This window comes from Malonomonas rubra DSM 5091 (genome assembly GCF_900142125.1).
Lineage (GTDB): Bacteria > Desulfobacterota > Desulfuromonadia > Desulfuromonadales > Geopsychrobacteraceae > Malonomonas > Malonomonas rubra.
In genome coordinates, this window is sequence record NZ_FQZT01000003.1 from 1 (window position 1) to 15,760 (window position 15,760).

Annotated in this window: 21 protein-coding genes and 3 tRNA genes; 15 read left to right on the forward strand and 9 right to left on the reverse strand. The window is 53.9% G+C overall.

The window, feature by feature from the left end; genetic code table 11:
• The coding region (locus BUB13_RS05040) for a transposase (RefSeq protein WP_139249316.1) at positions 1–166 on the forward strand (166 nt) is incomplete at its 5' end.
• Between the two features lie 181 nt (positions 167–347).
• Here the strand turns inward: BUB13_RS05040 and BUB13_RS05045 are convergent.
• The 4 genes from BUB13_RS05045 to BUB13_RS05060 form a co-directional block, all read right to left on the reverse strand.
• Entirely contained in the window at positions 348–860 is a 513-nt protein-coding gene (locus tag BUB13_RS05045; RefSeq protein WP_072906343.1) for a chemotaxis protein CheW, read from the reverse strand.
• Between the two features lie 44 nt (positions 861–904).
• Positions 905–1,258 carry a response regulator gene (locus BUB13_RS05050; RefSeq protein WP_072906345.1) on the reverse strand — a complete coding sequence of 118 codons (354 nt, stop codon included), beginning with the start codon at positions 1,256–1,258 and terminating at the stop codon, positions 905–907.
• A gap of 230 nt (positions 1,259–1,488) precedes the next feature.
• Positions 1,489–2,922 (reverse strand): sigma-54-dependent transcriptional regulator, encoded by a 1,434-nt coding sequence (locus tag BUB13_RS05055; RefSeq protein ID WP_072906347.1) that lies wholly within the window; start codon positions 2,920–2,922, stop codon positions 1,489–1,491.
• Positions 2,903–4,813: a PAS domain-containing protein gene (locus BUB13_RS05060; protein WP_072906349.1), complete on the reverse strand. Its 1,911-nt coding sequence runs from the start codon at positions 4,811–4,813 to the stop codon at positions 2,903–2,905. Before BUB13_RS05060 ends, BUB13_RS05055 begins: the two co-directional genes overlap by 20 nt.
• A gap of 124 nt (positions 4,814–4,937) precedes the next feature.
• Between BUB13_RS05060 and BUB13_RS05065 the strand changes: the two genes are divergently transcribed.
• Together BUB13_RS05065 and BUB13_RS05070 are read left to right on the forward strand one after the other, a co-directional pair.
• The gene (locus BUB13_RS05065) at positions 4,938–5,417 is read left to right on the forward strand and encodes an alpha/beta hydrolase (RefSeq protein WP_072906351.1); all 480 of its coding nucleotides are present in this window, start codon (positions 4,938–4,940) and stop codon (positions 5,415–5,417) included.
• Positions 5,414–6,310 (forward strand): DMT family transporter, encoded by an 897-nt coding sequence (locus BUB13_RS05070; RefSeq protein WP_072906353.1) that lies wholly within the window; start codon positions 5,414–5,416, stop codon positions 6,308–6,310. The genes BUB13_RS05065 and BUB13_RS05070 overlap by 4 nt, the downstream gene beginning before the upstream one ends.
• 12 nt (positions 6,311–6,322) lie before the next feature.
• On the opposite strand, the gene ppgK is transcribed toward BUB13_RS05070, so the two are convergent.
• Complete coding sequence (gene ppgK / locus BUB13_RS05075) at positions 6,323–7,063, reverse strand: polyphosphate--glucose phosphotransferase (RefSeq protein WP_072906355.1); 741 nt, start codon at positions 7,061–7,063, stop codon at positions 6,323–6,325.
• 107 nt (positions 7,064–7,170) lie between these two features.
• The gene (locus BUB13_RS05080) at positions 7,171–7,584 is read right to left on the reverse strand and encodes a thiol-disulfide oxidoreductase DCC family protein (RefSeq protein WP_084091761.1); all 414 of its coding nucleotides are present in this window, start codon (positions 7,582–7,584) and stop codon (positions 7,171–7,173) included.
• 205 nt (positions 7,585–7,789) lie between these two features.
• Here BUB13_RS05080 and BUB13_RS05085 point away from each other — a divergent pair, with 205 nt between their 5' ends.
• The 7 genes from BUB13_RS05085 to BUB13_RS05115 all read left to right on the forward strand — a co-directional run bounded on the left by BUB13_RS05085 (position 7,790) and on the right by BUB13_RS05115 (position 10,836).
• Positions 7,790–8,278 carry an SHOCT domain-containing protein gene (locus tag BUB13_RS05085; RefSeq protein WP_161947624.1) on the forward strand — a complete coding sequence of 163 codons (489 nt, stop codon included), beginning with the start codon at positions 7,790–7,792 and terminating at the stop codon, positions 8,276–8,278.
• Positions 8,279–8,339: 61 nt separating this feature from the next.
• Positions 8,340–8,416 (forward strand) — tRNA-Asp (locus BUB13_RS05090).
• 22 nt (positions 8,417–8,438) lie between these two features.
• A tRNA-Val gene (locus BUB13_RS05095) sits at positions 8,439–8,514 on the forward strand.
• 4 nt (positions 8,515–8,518) lie between these two features.
• Positions 8,519–8,595 (forward strand) — tRNA-Asp (locus BUB13_RS05100).
• Between the two features lie 72 nt (positions 8,596–8,667).
• The gene (locus BUB13_RS05105) at positions 8,668–9,093 is read left to right on the forward strand and encodes a hypothetical protein (RefSeq protein ID WP_072906361.1); all 426 of its coding nucleotides are present in this window, start codon (positions 8,668–8,670) and stop codon (positions 9,091–9,093) included.
• A gap of 143 nt (positions 9,094–9,236) precedes the next feature.
• Positions 9,237–9,482, forward strand: a complete 246-nt coding sequence (locus BUB13_RS05110; RefSeq protein ID WP_072906362.1) for a GSU3473 family protein — start codon at positions 9,237–9,239, stop codon at positions 9,480–9,482.
• Positions 9,483–9,588: 106 nt separating this feature from the next.
• Positions 9,589–10,836 carry an OmpP1/FadL family transporter gene (locus BUB13_RS05115; RefSeq protein ID WP_072906364.1) on the forward strand — a complete coding sequence of 416 codons (1,248 nt, stop codon included), beginning with the start codon at positions 9,589–9,591 and terminating at the stop codon, positions 10,834–10,836.
• A gap of 56 nt (positions 10,837–10,892) precedes the next feature.
• Here BUB13_RS05115 and BUB13_RS05120 read toward each other — a convergent pair whose 3' ends face one another.
• From BUB13_RS05120 to BUB13_RS05130, 3 genes are all read right to left on the reverse strand, one after another.
• Complete coding sequence (locus tag BUB13_RS05120) at positions 10,893–11,390, reverse strand: bacterioferritin (protein ID WP_072906366.1); 498 nt, start codon at positions 11,388–11,390, stop codon at positions 10,893–10,895.
• A 24-nt stretch (positions 11,391–11,414) separates the two neighbouring features.
• Positions 11,415–11,990: a rubrerythrin gene (rbr, locus tag BUB13_RS05125; RefSeq protein WP_072906368.1), complete on the reverse strand. Its 576-nt coding sequence runs from the start codon at positions 11,988–11,990 to the stop codon at positions 11,415–11,417.
• Between the two features lie 189 nt (positions 11,991–12,179).
• Positions 12,180–12,620 (reverse strand): Fur family transcriptional regulator, encoded by a 441-nt coding sequence (locus tag BUB13_RS05130; RefSeq protein ID WP_072906370.1) that lies wholly within the window; start codon positions 12,618–12,620, stop codon positions 12,180–12,182.
• Between the two features lie 135 nt (positions 12,621–12,755).
• On the opposite strand from BUB13_RS05130, the gene BUB13_RS05135 reads away from it, so the two are divergent.
• Genes BUB13_RS05135 through BUB13_RS05155 form a run of 5 tightly spaced genes read left to right on the forward strand, consistent with a single transcriptional unit; the run spans position 12,756 to position 15,750 of the window.
• Positions 12,756–13,079: an ArsR/SmtB family transcription factor gene (locus BUB13_RS05135; RefSeq protein WP_072906372.1), complete on the forward strand. Its 324-nt coding sequence runs from the start codon at positions 12,756–12,758 to the stop codon at positions 13,077–13,079.
• Between the two features lie 51 nt (positions 13,080–13,130).
• On the forward strand, positions 13,131–14,438 hold the full coding sequence (locus BUB13_RS05140; protein ID WP_072906374.1) for a permease: 1,308 nt from the start codon (positions 13,131–13,133) through the stop codon (positions 14,436–14,438).
• A gap of 19 nt (positions 14,439–14,457) precedes the next feature.
• Positions 14,458–14,691 (forward strand): thioredoxin family protein, encoded by a 234-nt coding sequence (locus BUB13_RS05145; protein ID WP_072906376.1) that lies wholly within the window; start codon positions 14,458–14,460, stop codon positions 14,689–14,691.
• A 4-nt stretch (positions 14,692–14,695) separates the two neighbouring features.
• Positions 14,696–15,049, forward strand: a complete 354-nt coding sequence (locus tag BUB13_RS05150; protein ID WP_072906378.1) for a thioredoxin family protein — start codon at positions 14,696–14,698, stop codon at positions 15,047–15,049.
• On the forward strand, positions 15,049–15,750 hold the full coding sequence (locus BUB13_RS05155) for a cytochrome c biogenesis CcdA family protein (RefSeq protein ID WP_072906380.1): 702 nt from the start codon (positions 15,049–15,051) through the stop codon (positions 15,748–15,750). The genes BUB13_RS05150 and BUB13_RS05155 overlap by 1 nt, the downstream gene beginning before the upstream one ends.
• The last annotated feature ends 10 nt before the right edge of the window (positions 15,751–15,760 follow it).

The following is a 15,760-nucleotide window of genomic DNA, read 5'->3' on the forward strand; positions in this document are numbered from 1 at the left end:
CCTGAAAGTGCGCAAGCGAGTCGAGGAGATCTTCGGCTGGATCAAGACGGCAGGCTTGCTCCGTAAAACCCGCCACCGGGGCCTTGATCGCGTTGAGTCTACCTTTACCCTGGCAGCGGCAGCCTACAATCTGGTCAGGATGCGCACCCTGATTTGGGGATTGTGACGAAAAGGGAGTCGATCACGCCGATTGCATCGCGATAAATCGCGAAAACGGTTCCAATGGCGCTTGAAAATGGTCAGAACTAACGAAACATAGATTGTCAAAGAGCAAAAAATTCTTCTCGGGAGGATAGAGGCCAACTCCCGGCTAGTTTTTCAACGGCCTGTTAGACTTTTGTGATAATCTATGCGCCAACCGCCATTTGCTGCGGACTGTCTGCAGGGCCGCCCGTCAGCGAAAGGTCATCGGCTGAGAAAACTCGGTCGATATCGAGAATGATGATGAACTGATCATCCTGCTTGCCCATGCCCTTGATAAAATCGGTGTTCAATCCCGTGCCCATTTTCGGTGCCGGCTCAATCTGTTTCGCTCCCAGGTCAAGCACTGCCTGCACTGAATCTGCCAGCGCACCGATCACCGCCACGTCCTCACCCAGGGTCACTTCGGTGATAATGATGCAGGTGTTCACGGTCTGTTCGGTTCTATCCATGCCGAACTTCAGGCGCATATCGACCACCGGCACAACACTGCCACGCAGGTTGATCACTCCACACATGAAATCAGGCATCTGCGGCACCTTGGTGATGCAGGTAAAATCGAGCACCTCACGCACTTTGGCGATGTCCAGGGCGAAAACTTCATCCGCCAGTTTGTAGGTCAGATATTGACCTGTTTCGAGACTCATACTTCCACTCATCTGTCACTCCTTCGGGTAAAATCGGATGCCTGTTGTTTTCACATCTATGTGGTCAATGCGCGAACCTGCCCCAGTAGATTCTCCGGTCGGCACAGGACAAATTCCGCGTCTTCGCCTGAAAAGCGAATTTCATCGCGCAACACCGACAACATTGGGACTGCAACCCCCTGCTGCTTCAATTGTGGCAACAGGTCAAGCAGCGACAAGCTCTGGCTGTGATCGTTAATTACCAGAAGGCTCGCCTGCGACGATGAGTTGGCCCGGCTGACCAGCCAGTTGAAAGCTTCCTCGCCACTTCGCACAACAGCGACACGATAATTGGCCAATTGCAGAAGAAACCGGGTTGAACTGACCTTTTCCAGCGATGAATCAAACAACAGAATCGACTGTTCACTCATAGAAAACTCACTTTCCCAGTGTTAGCTCATGCTAATTCAGCAAGGTCGATGCCAAACCCCAGAAAAACTATAAACAACCTGTTTTCACATGATTTTTGCCGACAGAGGGGACATTCAGGAGAGTCGTGGAAGGGTGTAAAAAAAGTTACGGCAGGAACATAAAAAGAGGCTAACCTCAGCAAAAGATTAGCCTTCTCAAATTTTAAATTTTTTTCACACTGTGCAAAAAGTTACTGGGTTCTGGAATCCTCTTCCCGCAATTTTTTCAATCGTTTGCTCAGTGCCGGTCGGCTGATACCGAGTAGCTGGGCAGCGATAGTCTGGTTGTTCTGCGCTCGTTTCATCGCTTCTTCGACCAACAGGTTGGCGGCTTCAGCCAACGTCGGCAATTCTTGATGAAAACTGAGCAGGGACTCGCCTGTACTTGTTCTGTCTTCTGCTTTTATCCCCTTCAGCGGATGACTGCCGATCGCTTGTTTGAATGAACTTTGCGACAACTTTCCAGTTTGATGACGGCTGACCGCATCGTACACCATCCCTGCCAGTTCACGCACATTGCCAGGAAAATGATACGTACTCAGCAGCACTTCCAGCTCCGGTGGTGGCGTCGGCACCTTTTTCCCCAGTTCGGCAGCGCTTAGCCGGAGAAAATGATCAAGCAGCAGCGGGATATCATCACGTCGGTTACGCAATGGTGGAAGCTCGATCTGGTGGGTCTTCAGCCGATAATAAAGATCTTTGCGAAATTCACCGGCATGCTGCATCTGCTCCAGATTGCGGTTGGTAGCAACCACAATCCGTGCCTGGGAACGTTTCGGCCGATCACTGCCAAGAGGGAAATACTCCCCTTCCTGCAACAATCGTAGCAGCTTGACTTGCGAACTCGGCGTCATGTCGCCAATTTCATCGAGGAACAACACTCCTGCGCCTGCCTGCTCGATCATCCCCGGCCGATCCTTATCCGCCCCGGTAAAGGCTCCTTTGCAGTGACCGAACAGGGTGTCAGAAAACATATTGTCGTCCAGCCCGGCGACATTCACCGCAACGTAAGGTGCATCCGGGTTATACAATCGAGCAATGGCCCGGGCGATCAGTTCTTTGCCGACACCACTTTCGCCGCTGATCAGGATCGGCTGTTTACTGCCTGACACCGCCTCGACATATTTCAGCAGGGTGGACATCTGCTTATTCTGGGTGATGATTTCAGAAAAAGCACCCGGGTGCTCCAGTTCATCATGAATCAAGCTTGTTTTGATGCGCTGGTTTTCACGCAAAGCTTCCTGCATACGCAGGGCTCGGCGGATACCGAGAGTCAGACGCTCCGCCTCGACACTTTTGACGAAGAAATCAAAAGCCCCCAGCCGCATGCATTCGACGGCAATCTCCAGCTGATTCAGGCCGGTCAGCACAATCACCGGGATTTCCGGGTACTCGGCCGAGATCAGTGGCAACAGTTCATCCCCGGTCAGGTAGGGCATGGTCAGATCGAGCAGAATCAGGTCGATCTTCTGCCGCTGCAGGATGCCCATCACTTCGCGGCTGTCGAGACACTGCTCCACACGAGTCAAGCCGATCCGTGCTAATGTCAGGCGCATCCCGTGCAGCCAAGCAGCCTCATCGTCGACCAGCAACAGCGTCGGGGTGTTATCCTGCGAATCGGTCATCGGTTTCATCCTTTTGCGTCGGCAGTTCTAGGGCAACAGTCGTTCCCTGCCCCGGCTCGGAAGCAAAGTGCAAACGCCCGCCATGTTCTCTGACAATGCGCGCGGCGATCGACAGTCCGAGCCCGGTGCCGCCCAGTTCCCTTCGGGTTGTAAAGAACGGATCTGTCACGTGTGGCAGGTCTGCTTCGCTGATGCCACACCCTTGGTCGGCCACTTCGATCAACATGCTCTCCCGCCCCTGGGCCATCTGCACCCGTAATTCAATCGCGCACTGGCGATCCGGCAGAGAATTACAGGCATTGAGCAACAGGTTGAGCAGAACCTGTTCAATCTGTGCCGCGTTCCCTTTCAGCAAAGACAAATCATCTGCCAGCTCGTAGTGGAAATTATCTGTCGATTTTTTCAATGTGTTGCCAGCCAATCGCAGGACCTTCTCAATCGATGGGCCGATAGCAAAAGGCCCTTCCAATTCACCGGGATCGCTGCGGACAAAGTTTTTCAGGTCATCGACGATCTGACGAATTCGCGTCGCCCCTTCCCGCAGCTCGCTCAATAATCGTGGCAGGTCCTCCCGCAGCATTGAGAATGGCAACCCGGCCAGGGTGTATTCGCCTTCGCGATCGAAACGCTCCTGCAGAATCGGCAGGGCATCGTTAAAGACATCCTCCAGCAACGGCAGGTTGAGCAGCAGCAGACCGTTCGGGTTATTGATCTCATGAGCAACACCGGCGGAGAGCTCGCCAAGGGCCGCAAGCCGTCCAGCCCGGTCCGCCTCGTCGCGCAGCTTTTTCTTCTCGGTAATATCGCTAGCCAGGTGAACAACATTGACCACTTTTCCGCTGGCATCCTTGATCGGACAGACTTTTATTCCCCAGATCCGACCATCTGCGTGCTTGCGAATGGCATCGACCGTTTTCCCGCTGGCAAAACTCTGTCTGGCAACGCAATCGTCACAGGGATCATCTGAATGCTCCCAAAGCTGATGACAAAAACGGCCGGGTATGTCGTCAAAATCATCGCCGAGTAACGCCGATGTATTACTGTTGGCCCAGACAATTTTCAGATCGCGATCAAGCAGCATCAGGGAATCGGGAATACCATCGAGCACAGTCTGAAATTCCTGCGACAGGGCTTTGTAGCGGCCCTCACTCTTTTCCAGAGTCATTTCGGCCAGCCGCCTGGCGGTGATATCGGTGTAGATGCCAAGCACGCCGGAAACTTTGCCGTCAGGGCCTTTCAGCGGCACCCGGCTGGTCAGCAGGGTCGCCAGGCTGCCATCCTCCCGCTGGTGCTGTTCCTCAAAATCGAGCAGGGGAAAATCCTTTATCATGACCTCTTGGTCACACTGTTGAAACAGCAAGGAATCCTCGCTGCCTCGTGGCAGCTCTTCTGCAGTTGTGCCGACCAGCTGCTGCGGAGAATCGAGCCCGACATCAGCAGCAAAGTTAAAGTTACCGCCGGCATAAACCAGGTCACGGTCTTTCCAGTAAATTGAATGGGGAATGTTGTTGATGATATTGCTGAACAGGTTGTTCTGCTCCAGCAGGCGGCCTGCCTCACTGCTACGCTCCGAGATGTTGCGGGCCACTAAAAGCAGACAATCCGGCTCTCCAGTCCGCTCAATCCGGCTGACCCGCACTTCAACGGGAAGGTTCAGCTCATCACCGCAGAGCAGGTTAAGTGCGTAAAGCCCAGGGACCAGCAGACGAGAGGGGCTCGCGCCTCCGACCTCCAGCTGCTGCAATGTCAACTGCTGCAAGCGTTCGCCAGACATCCTCAACAGTTTGCATGCGGCAGGATTCGCAGCCAGCAGCTGCCCCTGCAGGTCGCAAAGCAGTAGCGCATCACCTGCCTGGAGAAAAATTTCCGAGGTTAAAAAGTCTTGAGTCATGCATAAAGCAAAGCAAAAAAATCAGCAATTGTATAGCCACGGCGATCTTTTTTTCTTTGCAATCAAACGGAAAAAAGCACTACCTTGTCGCCGGGATAGATTCATATGTACAAGAGGTGGCAGCATGCAGTTGGTCTTTTTACACGGGCTCGAATCCGGCCCACATGGGGCGAAATTCCAAGCTCTGAAGAAACATTTCGGCGCAGTTATCTCGCCTGACTGCAGCGGCATTTCCGACCCGTGGCAACGACTGCAGATCATTCGGGAAACCCTGGCGGAGCAACCCGGCCCCTTTCTGCTGATCGGCTCGAGCATGGGCGGTTTGATGGCACTGTTGCTGCAGCGGGAAATCCCGCGACAAGTTGCCGGCATGCTGCTCTGCGCCCCGGCCCTGCATCGCCCGGCGGGTGAAGGTTTGACTTCGGCAGGACTGCCGCCGAGCCTCATCATCCACGGCCGACAGGACGATGTGGTGCCGATCGAAGCAAGCCGTAATTTTGGCCTGCCGCTACTGGAAGTGGATGACGATCACAGCCTGCGGGATAGCCTGCCACTGATCATTGCAGAAACGGAAAAATTGAAACAAATATTGGAACAGGAATGAAACAGGGAACACTCAAGGCCGATATTTTACTGGTGCTGACCGCCTCGATCTGGGGATTTGCTTTCGTCGCCCAGCGGGTGGGGATGGATTACGTCGGCCCCTTTACGTTCAATGCTATCCGTTTTGCTTTGGGCAGCCTGTCACTGATTCCGCTGATCCTGCTGCTGCAGAAAAACAAGCCGACGGCAGAGCTGACAGAAAAGAAATCCTTCTGGATCGGCGGGCTGCTGGCCGGGGGCGCGCTCTTCGCCGGCGCATCGCTGCAACAGGCCGGGCTGGTCTACACCACCGCGGGCAAGGCCGGCTTCATCACCGGCCTTTATGTCGTCATGGTGCCGCTGCTCGGACTGTTCTGGCGTCAGCGCCCCCACGCCGCCACCTGGATCGGTGCCCTGCTGGCGGCAATCGGCCTTTATTTTCTGAGTGTCACCGAAGAGTTCACCATCGCCTTCGGCGACCTGCTGGTTCTCTGCAGTGCTTTCTTCTGGGCAGGGCATGTGCTGCTGATCGGCTGGCTGGCGCCGCGCACCGACTCACTCAAACTGGCATCAGCCCAGTTTGCCATCTGCTCGCTGCTCAGTTTCGCCACCGCGTTCGCCATCGAAACCGTGGCGTTTGAAACCATCATGCAGGCGGCAATCCCGATCCTTTATGGCGGCCTCGGTTCGGTCGGCATCGCCTACACCCTGCAGGTCATCGCCCAGCGCGAAGCGCACCCGGCGCATTCGGCCATCATTCTCAGTATGGAAGGGGTTTTTGCAGCCATCGGCGGCTGGCTGATGCTGGGCGAGCTGCTGTCGCTGCGCAGCCTGCTCGGTTGTGCCTTGATGCTCGGGGGGATGTTGCTGTCAGAGCTGTCAAACTTTTTCGGCAGAAAAGCTGAGTCCTCTTAAACCCGCTTTACTTCAAGCAAAGATTTCTGCCGCACGGCAGGCAGACCCGACAATTCCAGCCTGGTTACGAAGTTCGGCCGGGAGTAGTTCGGCGTGCAGGTCGAGATAGGGAAAAAACTTGTCGTGCTTGCGGCTTACCCCACCACCAATAATGATCAATTCCGGCGAGAGAAGGGTTTCGACCTGGATAAAAAAGGTGTTAAGCCGCTTTGCCCAGGCTTTCCAGCCGAGATCTTCCTTTTTACGCACAGCAGCTGATGCGTACTTTTCGGCAACCCCGGTTTTCAGCCACAGGTGGCCCAGCTCACTGTTGGGATAAAGAGAACCGTTGTAAAAAAGAGCAGAGCCGATCCCGGTCCCGAGAGTCAACACCAGCACAGTCCCCTTGCGCTCGCGACCTGCACCAAAGCGCATTTCGGCCAGCCCGGCGGCGTCGGCATCGTTGATTACGCTGCAGTCGCACCCCGTGGCTGTTCGGATCAATTGTTCAACATCGATATCGATCCAGCTTTTATCGATGTTGGCCGCGCTTTTTGCCACACCATTGCTGATCACGGCCGGAAAGCCACAACCGATCGGCCCCTGCCAGTCAAACTGTGTCACCAACTCGGCGACAGTTTCCGAAACGGCCTGTGGTGTTGCCGGCTGCGGCGTCTCCAGCCGCAAACGTTCACCGACCAGACATCCTTTGTCGACATCGACCAAGGCTCCCTTGATGCCGCTACCACCGATATCGATCCCCAGAAATGTCATCAATCCTCCTGCGCGCTCGAAAAAACTTAGTATAGCCGTTTTTTTGCCCGGCGCAGTGCGCAATCGTACCGAAATGCTGCCCAGGAGTCATGTTTCCCGAGGCGGTTTCAACCTGTCTGCTTTAACCCGCAACGGCCACTGTCACAATCGTTTTTGCGTTTCGGCAGCAGATGGCGGTAACGGGCGAAAAGCTTGTAACCTCCCCGGCTGAGCAGGTCGATTCCGGGCAAACCAACCAAGGCACTGAACAGGCGATAAACTGAACCACTGGGGTACGCTTGCCAGATTGTGGTGAAGGCGTCGATACCGGTGGTGAAGTTTCCTTCACCGTCACGGACATGCAACTGGGCCATGAACTCGGCTTTGCTTTTTCCGTATTCTTCCGGCTGAAAATCTTCACGGCTGATATCGATAAACTGCAAATGCCCGTGCACATTGCGCTTGCGGTAATGATCCATCTCTTTGCTGCAAACGAGGCAGGCACCATCGTAAAATATCTGTAACGGAAATGCGGTCGCCATCGGCACCTCTCCTTTCCAGAACCTATTGGACTCATTCTACCAGCAGAACAGTCAACAACGGAAGTGCAAGCCGGCGAAATGTATACCGATACATGGGAGCAACAGGTCCTCAGCGGTTTTCTTTGTATCCAGAGGCCAGTTTGTGGTAATTTGCACAGCGTTTTCGTCGACACAAACAACCCGAAAAATAGAAAATATTCATAAAATGGCAAAAGGGGACACTAAAGGAATGTTCAGCGGCATGTTCGTGGCTTATGCCGTGCTGCTGCTGCACCTGCTGCTGATCGTCGGACTCGGTGCCGGAGTTGTTCTGATCAAAGGGATTTTCGACTTCCGCTGGTACATTCTCGGTGGGGGCACCCTGCTCCTTTGCATCTCTGCGATCCTCTTCTTCCGCTACCTGAAAGCCAGTAACAAGAGCCTGAAAGAGGCGATGAACGATCCAGCGCTGCGTGACAAAACGCTGGAAATCAGCTTTCTCGGTGGAATGGCCTCGGTCCGCGTCGGCCACAACCCGCAGATGCAAAACCAGCCACAGTTGATTGATGTGCATGAGGTTCAGGAGATCAAACAGCTGGCTGCGCCGCGCACCCAGGTCGAAGAGTTAAGCGATCTGGCAAAGATGCTGGAAAACGATCTGATTACCCGTGAAGAATTCGAGCGGATGAAAAAAGACATCGTCAACGGTCGGTGAGTGAAAAAAAGCTTGCAGATTTCGTTATGATGGTATAGATTCCTCTCCGCTTCAACGCAATGGGGCTGTAGTAGAGTTGGTTACAACGCCGGCCTGTCACGCCGGAGGTCGCGGGTTCGAGTCCCGTCAGCCCCGCCATCGCGTTGCAAACAAGTTTCAAGGGCGAATAGCTCAGCTGGGAGAGCGCCTGCCTTACAAGCAGGATGTCGGGGGTTCGAGCCCCTCTTCGCCCACCAATTTGGGGCTGTAGTAGAGTTGGTTACAACGCCGGCCTGTCACGCCGGAGGTCGCGGGTTCGAGTCCCGTCAGCCCCGCCATCTAACAATAAAAAGGCGATCCCGTTTCGGTGATCGCCTTTTTCTTTTCTCGGTGCATAGCGGGGTGATTCGATGGACGGAGCAAAAATCGACAGTCAACTCTGCAGCCAGTGTGGCGGTCGCTGCTGTCAGGGACATCCAGGGGTCTGGAGCGACCCGCAACGCTTCTTTGCCATTTTCTTTTCTGGGCAAACGCCAACTGCCGACCAACTGCGCCAACTGCTTGCCGAGCGGGATATCGAACTGCGTGATCTGGGGGGGATACTGATTCCAGCCCCGAAGAACACTGCCACCGGCTGTATAGCCCAAGGGAGCAATGGCTGCAGTTATCCGGTCGAGACCCGCCCCTGCCAATGTCTCGCCCTTATTCCGGACCTGGAAACACTCCTCGACGACACCATCCATTGCTCCCTGCCACCGGAATTCGGCTCCGGAACAGCTCGCAACAACTGGCGCCCTTTTCAGCCGCTACTACAAACAGTTGCCTCACCTGATTAATCATGTCAAAATTCCTTACATCTCCCCCGTTCTTTTGATTTATTCCTTAAAGTTCAACAACTTAAAAACTGGCTATTTTTTTGCATAACGAATATAAGTCCCTTTAATTTAAATTATGATTCCTTCCAGGAGGCTCATTCAAAATGCTGATACCGGTCATTTACCCGAACGGCAGCCATGATCAGGTCAAAGATTTCTATCTTGATTTCCTGATCAGGGAGGAAAAAATAGATCAATTCAAACGCAGCAGTGGCTGGGTGAGCATTTTTGATCACAACATTCGTGGAAAAAAAACAAGCAGTGCCTACAACGGCCCAGAACGTCGTCAGAGTTTGCTGGACAAAGAAGAGACACCATCGAACGAGATTGAGTTTTATCCACCTGCCTGAAATATCTGTTAACTCTCGACCGAATCATTCCTGCACCTTGCCAAACAACACCCGTTTCGCTAAAGTTACAAGCTATTGAACTTTTGTATCTTGATCGGGTTTTCTCATGCTGCTTCGCCACGTGCCTGCCAGAGCCTCCAAATATCTCTTCCCACTACTCCTCGCCGTAGTGCTCCTGCTTTGCCCCGGCAACAGTCAGGCAACAAATGGCTACTTACAACAGGGGATTGGAGCCAAGGAAGAAAGTCTGGCTGGAGCTGTTCTCGCCTTGCCTCAAAGCAGCATGTCTGCAGCGAGCAACCCGGCGACACTGTCTGCGACTGGCAATCGGCTCGATATTGGGCTCGACTGGTTCCGCCCCAGTCGCCATGCTGACAATAGTGACGGCAGCGGCTGGCACGAAAGCGATGGCAAAGATTACCTGATCCCGCAACTCGGCATCAGCTACCGCTGTAGCGACAGTCTTTCCTTCGGCCTGATCGGTTATGCCAACGGCGGCATGCAGACCGATTGGCGGAAAAACTTTTTTGGCACGACTCCGACCTACAGCAATTTAAGCCAACTGATTCTCGCACCTACGTTTGCTTACCGATTCAAGGAAAACCATTCTGTCGGAGCCTCCATCAACTATATCCGCCAAAGCTTTGAAGCCAGGGGTCTGCAGAACTTTGCGGCCTTCACGCCGAGCGGCAGCACTGCTTTCCTGACCAACCGGGGAGAAGATGATTCAGAGGGCTGGGGGGTTCGCTTCGGTTATTTCGGGCAGCTGACCGATCGAGTCAATATCGGCGCTTTCTGGCAACCGAAAACCAGTATGAGCAAATTTTCCCGCTACCGCGAATTACTGCCGGAACAAGGCGGGATGGATGTCCCGGAAAGCTACGGAATCGGCGTCGCGATAAAGCTGCACCCGGCTGTTTTTGTTGCTGCAGATTGGACCCACATCCGCTTTGCCGACGTCGCCACTCTCGGCAACCACAATACGATTGGAGCTACCCTGCTCGGCAGCGACAATGGGCCTGGCTTCGGTTGGCGCAATATTGATGTGATCAAGCTAGGCATAAGTTATCGGCCGACAGAAAACTGGACTTTGCGGGTCGGCTGGAACCATGGAAACAACCCGGTCCCCAGCAGCCAGACGGCAATAAACGTGTTGAGCCCGGCCACCATTACCGACCATTTTGCATGCGGACTCAGCTGGCAGCCGAACCAGAGTAATGAGATATCCCTGACTTACTGGAAAGGTTTCGGGAAGAAAGTGATCGGTGATTTTGCCGCACTCAACGGAGCCGATGCGGCAAACCTGAAAATGCGACAGGAGAATTTCGGCGTCGCTTACAGTTGGCTGTTCTGACAGATAAGAAAACGGCCACCGGACTTTCGTCGGGTGGCCGCTTTTTATTTGCTCAGTTATTCCCCGGGAGCTCCCATAGCGCGATTTCTGCCTCGCTCGATCGATTGCAACGCAAGGTATTCCTTGCCGAAACGATCCATGTTTTCAAGCTCACTGTCGTACTGATCGTAGTGAAGTTCTTCGTCCACGACCAGCTCTTCGAACAGCTTCTTCGAGACGGAATCGGCGTTGGTGCCGCACTCATTGGCCCACAGGTTGTAATCACGTGCGCTGTCGATTTCCATCTGTCGTGCCATCTTCAACATCTCGGTTACATCCTGAACTTTCTTCACATCTGCTGAAGCTTTCAGCTCAACATCTCCGCCGAGAAAAAGAATGCGCTCAGCCAGTTTTTCGGCATGCATCATCTCTTCGATGGCAGTCTTCTTGAACAGGCCTGCGAGCAGATCGTAGCCCTGGTCATCGCAGTGAAAATGAAAGTACATGTACTGCTGCAAAGCTGCGACTTCTTCTCCCACCGCTTTGTTTAACAGTTCGATACTCTTTTCGTGCATTTGCTCCTCCTGATGTAAAAGTTATTACCAGTTCTCTCCGAGCAGCTCAAAGTGAGCCTGCGGGTGAACACAAGCCGGGCACAGGCCCAGGGCTTCTTTACCAGTGTGCAGATAACCGCAATTGCGGCAACGCCAGGTTACCGTCTCTTCACGCTTGAAAACGCGATCGTTTTCAATATTGGCAAGAAAATCGTTGTAGCGTTTTTCATGCTGTTTTTCTGCAATAGAGATAGCACGCCAAGCGGCAGCAATCTCCGGGAAGCCTTCCTGATCAGCAGTATCTGCAAACGCCGGGTAGCACTCGGACCACTCTTCGTTTTCACCCATTGCCGCAGCCTTGAGGTTTTCGGCAGTTGTACCGATGACACCCGCCGGAAAGGTCGCGGTGATCTCCAGGTCACCTCCCTCGAGGAATTTGAAAAAACGCTTCGCGTGCTGACGTTCCTGCGCTGCTGTCTCCTCGAAGACATCCGCAATCTGAACGTAACCTTCCTTCTTGGCGACACCGGCAAAATAGAGGTAGCGACTGCTCGCCTGGCTTTCCCCGGCGAAAGAGGCGAGCAGGTTCTTTTCTGTTTCGGTTCCTTTAATACTAGCCATTTTCCACTCCTTGTTCTTCATGGTGTTGTATAAAATGCCGGCCTAGCCGGCTGCATGGTTGCATTAAATCAATTGTTCAGTTTAACGTGCATTTTTCAGAATTTGTGTAAAAAGTTTGCTGCAAATATAGTTTTTACTCCTACATAGTAACTGTTCTTACATATGGGGCAAAAAAAATGCTTGCCTAAACTAACCTTTCAGCAAGCATTTTTTACATGTGCCATATGCGATGACGCTTTTGCGGTTGACCTGCCCCCACCCACTGACTGTTTCAGGCAAGGACGCCTCATCGACATATTGCCACTGAAAATCCATGATCTGCTTGCAACTTTCACAGACCAGATGGTGGTGCGTTACATGCGCTGCTTCAAAGCGGGCCTGGCTTTCCACCGTCTCTACCTTATTCACCAGCCCATGACCGGCAAACGTACCGAGAGTGCGATAGACAGTGTCCAGAGAGAGGGTCGGCATTTTATCACTCAGGCGAAGGTGCAATGTTTCCGCCGATGGGTGATCGGTCGCCTTCGCCAGTTCACGAAAGATTTCGATCCGTTGCGGAGTCAAGCGTAAGCCTGCCTTGCGGCATGCATTTTCAAAGGCACTCAACTTATGTTTCAGCATTTCACTCATTGTCGCCACTCGAGCTAAGAAGATTTCCTACTTAAGAAACTAATCCAGTCATCATTCATTGTCAACTGATGAAGAAAAAAAGTTTGACAGCCAGAAACTATTTGGCTAAATTGCCAAATAGCCAAGGAGAGAGCCATGTATCAACAACGCAAAAACCATTTTGAAGCCCGCGCAAAAGTGCTAAAAGCTCTGGCCCATCCGAGCCGCCTCTACATTGTTGAGGAACTGGAAAAAGGAGAGCGCTGCGTCTGCGATTTTGCCGACGAGATCGGCGCAGACATTTCAACCATATCCAAGCATCTGTCGGTTCTCAAACAGGCCGGTCTGGTCATTGATGACAAGCGGGGCAACCAGGTTTTCTACCAGCTGCGCGTGCCTTGCATTCTCAACTTCTTCGGCTGCGTCGAATCGGTGCTGGAAGAACAGGCCAAAGAGCATAACGCCCTGCTCGGTCGCTGATATTTTTTTGCCCAAACGCTTGGCTATTTTGCCAAATAGGAACTACTTGCCATGGATATCAAAACCGAATGGAAACCGCTTTTCTGGATCATCGCCATTTTCTCGATCTGCTTCTTCCTGCCGATCGAGTTGCCACGTGTACAGGGAGCAGTGCTTGAATCCCTTTACCTGGTCAAATGGTACGCCCGCGAACACGTGCTGCTCTGCCTGGTGCCAGCCTTCTTCATCGCAGGGGCGGTCGCAGTTTTCGTCAGCCAGGCAGCGGTGATGAAATATCTCGGCCCGAACGCGAAAAAGTTGCTCGCCTACGGTGTCGCTTCGGTCTCCGGAACCATTCTCGCCGTCTGTTCCTGTACCATCCTGCCGCTGTTCGCCGGCATCTACCGCATGGGTGCCGGGCTCGGTCCGGCTTGTGCTTTTCTCTACTCCGGCCCGGCCATCAACATCCTGGCGATGGTGCTCACGGCAAGAATCCTCGGCCCGGAAATGGGCATCGCCCGTGCTGTCGGTGCCGTCGTTTTCGCCCTTATTATCGGCCTGCTGATGCATTTCTTCTTCCGCCGTGAAGAAGCGGAAAAAGCTGCCGCGGCACCGGTGATGATGGAGGAGGAAGCAGGTCGCCCGCTCTGGCAAACCGCACTTTACTTTGCCGCCATGGTCGGCATCCTGGTGTTCGCCAACTGGGGCAAAACCGATCAACCAACCGGGCTCTGGCATCTTATTTACACCTCGAAATGGTACATTGCCGCAGGCTTCTCCGTCGCCCTGGCATTGATGCTGGCAACCTGGTTCAAGCTCGGCTTCGGTCGGATTCTGCTCGCCTCACTGCCTGCCGTGCTGATGGCTTTTCTGCAACCGCAGCACCCGGAGCTGGCCTTTACCTTCGGCGTGGTCGGACTATCGGTGCTGAGCAATCTGAAATCGACCCGCGACGGGGAAATGGGTCAGTGGTTCGATGAAAGCTGGGATTTCGCTAAAAAGATTCTGCCGCTGCTACTGATCGGCGTACTGATCGCCGGCGTGCTGCTCGGCCGACCCGGTAACGAAGGACTGATTCCATCCGCCTGGGTCGCTTCGCTGGTCGGCGGCAACTCTTTCGGCGCCAACCTGTTTGCCTCGGTGTTCGGTGCCTTCATGTACTTCGCCACTCTGACTGAAGTGCCGATCCTGCAAGGGCTGCTCGGTGCTGGCATGGGCAAAGGCCCAGCCCTGGCCCTGCTGCTGGCGGGCCCGGCCCTGTCGCTGCCGAACATGCTGGTCATCCGTAGCGTCATGGGAACGAAAAAAACTGCCGTTTTTGTCCTGCTGGTGGTTATTATGGCGACCATCAGCGGACTTATTTACGGCGCTATTTATTAGCTAACAAAGGAGCCTTAAGATGAAAAAGATTCAGATTCTCGGAACCGGCTGTGCCAAATGCGAAAAACTCGCTGCCAACGCAAAACAAGCCGCTGAAAAACTCGGCCTCGACTACGAGCTGGTAAAAATCAAAGATCTGAATGAGATCATGGCCTTCGGTGTGATGACCACGCCAGGCCTGGCCGTCGACGGCAAAGTTCTGACCACCGGCAAACTGCCAAGCCCGGCTGAAATCGAGAAAATGATCGGATAAACAGATGAAGCTTTTTCTCAGCATCACCTTTTTTCTTTTGCTCTCGACCAGTGCTTGCGCAGAAGCCTTACCGAAGCTGGTCGACGTCGGTGCCGACAAGTGCATTCCCTGCATCAAGATGGCACCGATTCTTGATCAACTGAAAGAGGAGTTTGCCGGCCGGATGGACGTAAAGTTTGTCGATGCCTGGAAAAACCGATCAGAAGCAGCAAAGTACGGTGTGCGGATGATCCCGACACAGATTTTCTACGCCCCGGACGGCAGCGAACTGTACCGGCACACCGGCTTCTTCGGGCGTGAAGATATCCTCCGCACCTGGGACCGGTTCGGTTACGATTTCGGGGCGGAAACCAACTGATGCTGGAACAGGTCCTGAGCAGCTTGAGCACGGCCGTTGGCGAAGCACCACTGATCGCCTTGACGGCGGCCGTCGGCTGGGGAGTCCTGAGTATTCTGCTCTCCCCCTGCCACCTGGCCAGCATTCCGCTGATCGTCGGCTTCATCGACGGTCAGGGACGCATCAGTACTGGCCGGGCCTTCGCCATCTCCAACCTGTTTGCCGTCGGCATCCTGATCTCCATTGCCCTGATCGGTCTGCTGACAGCGCTGGCCGGGAGAATGCTCGGCGACCTCGGCCCCTGGGGTAACTGGCTGGTGGCGGGAATCTTCTTCCTTTTCGGCCTGCATCTGTTGGGATTGATCCCAATGCCCTGGTCGGGGCCGGCGCAGGTTGGCATGCAACGCAAAGGTTTGCTCGCCGCCCTGCTGCTTGGCCTGATCTTCGGTATCGCCCTCGGCCCCTGCACCTTCGCTTTCATGGGGCCGGTGCTCGGAGTCGCTTTTGCCGAAGCCGACAAAAGCACCTTTTATGCTGCGACCCTGCTGTTTGCTTACGGCCTGGGTCACTGCGCGGTTATCGTTTTCGCCGGCACCTTCACCGAAAAGGTACAAGGTTATCTCGACTGGAACGAACGCTCAAAAGGCAGTATCTGGCTGAAAAAAATCTGCGGACTATTGGTCATTACTGGCGGCATCTGGTTAATCTACTCCGCCCCCTGACATCAAAAGG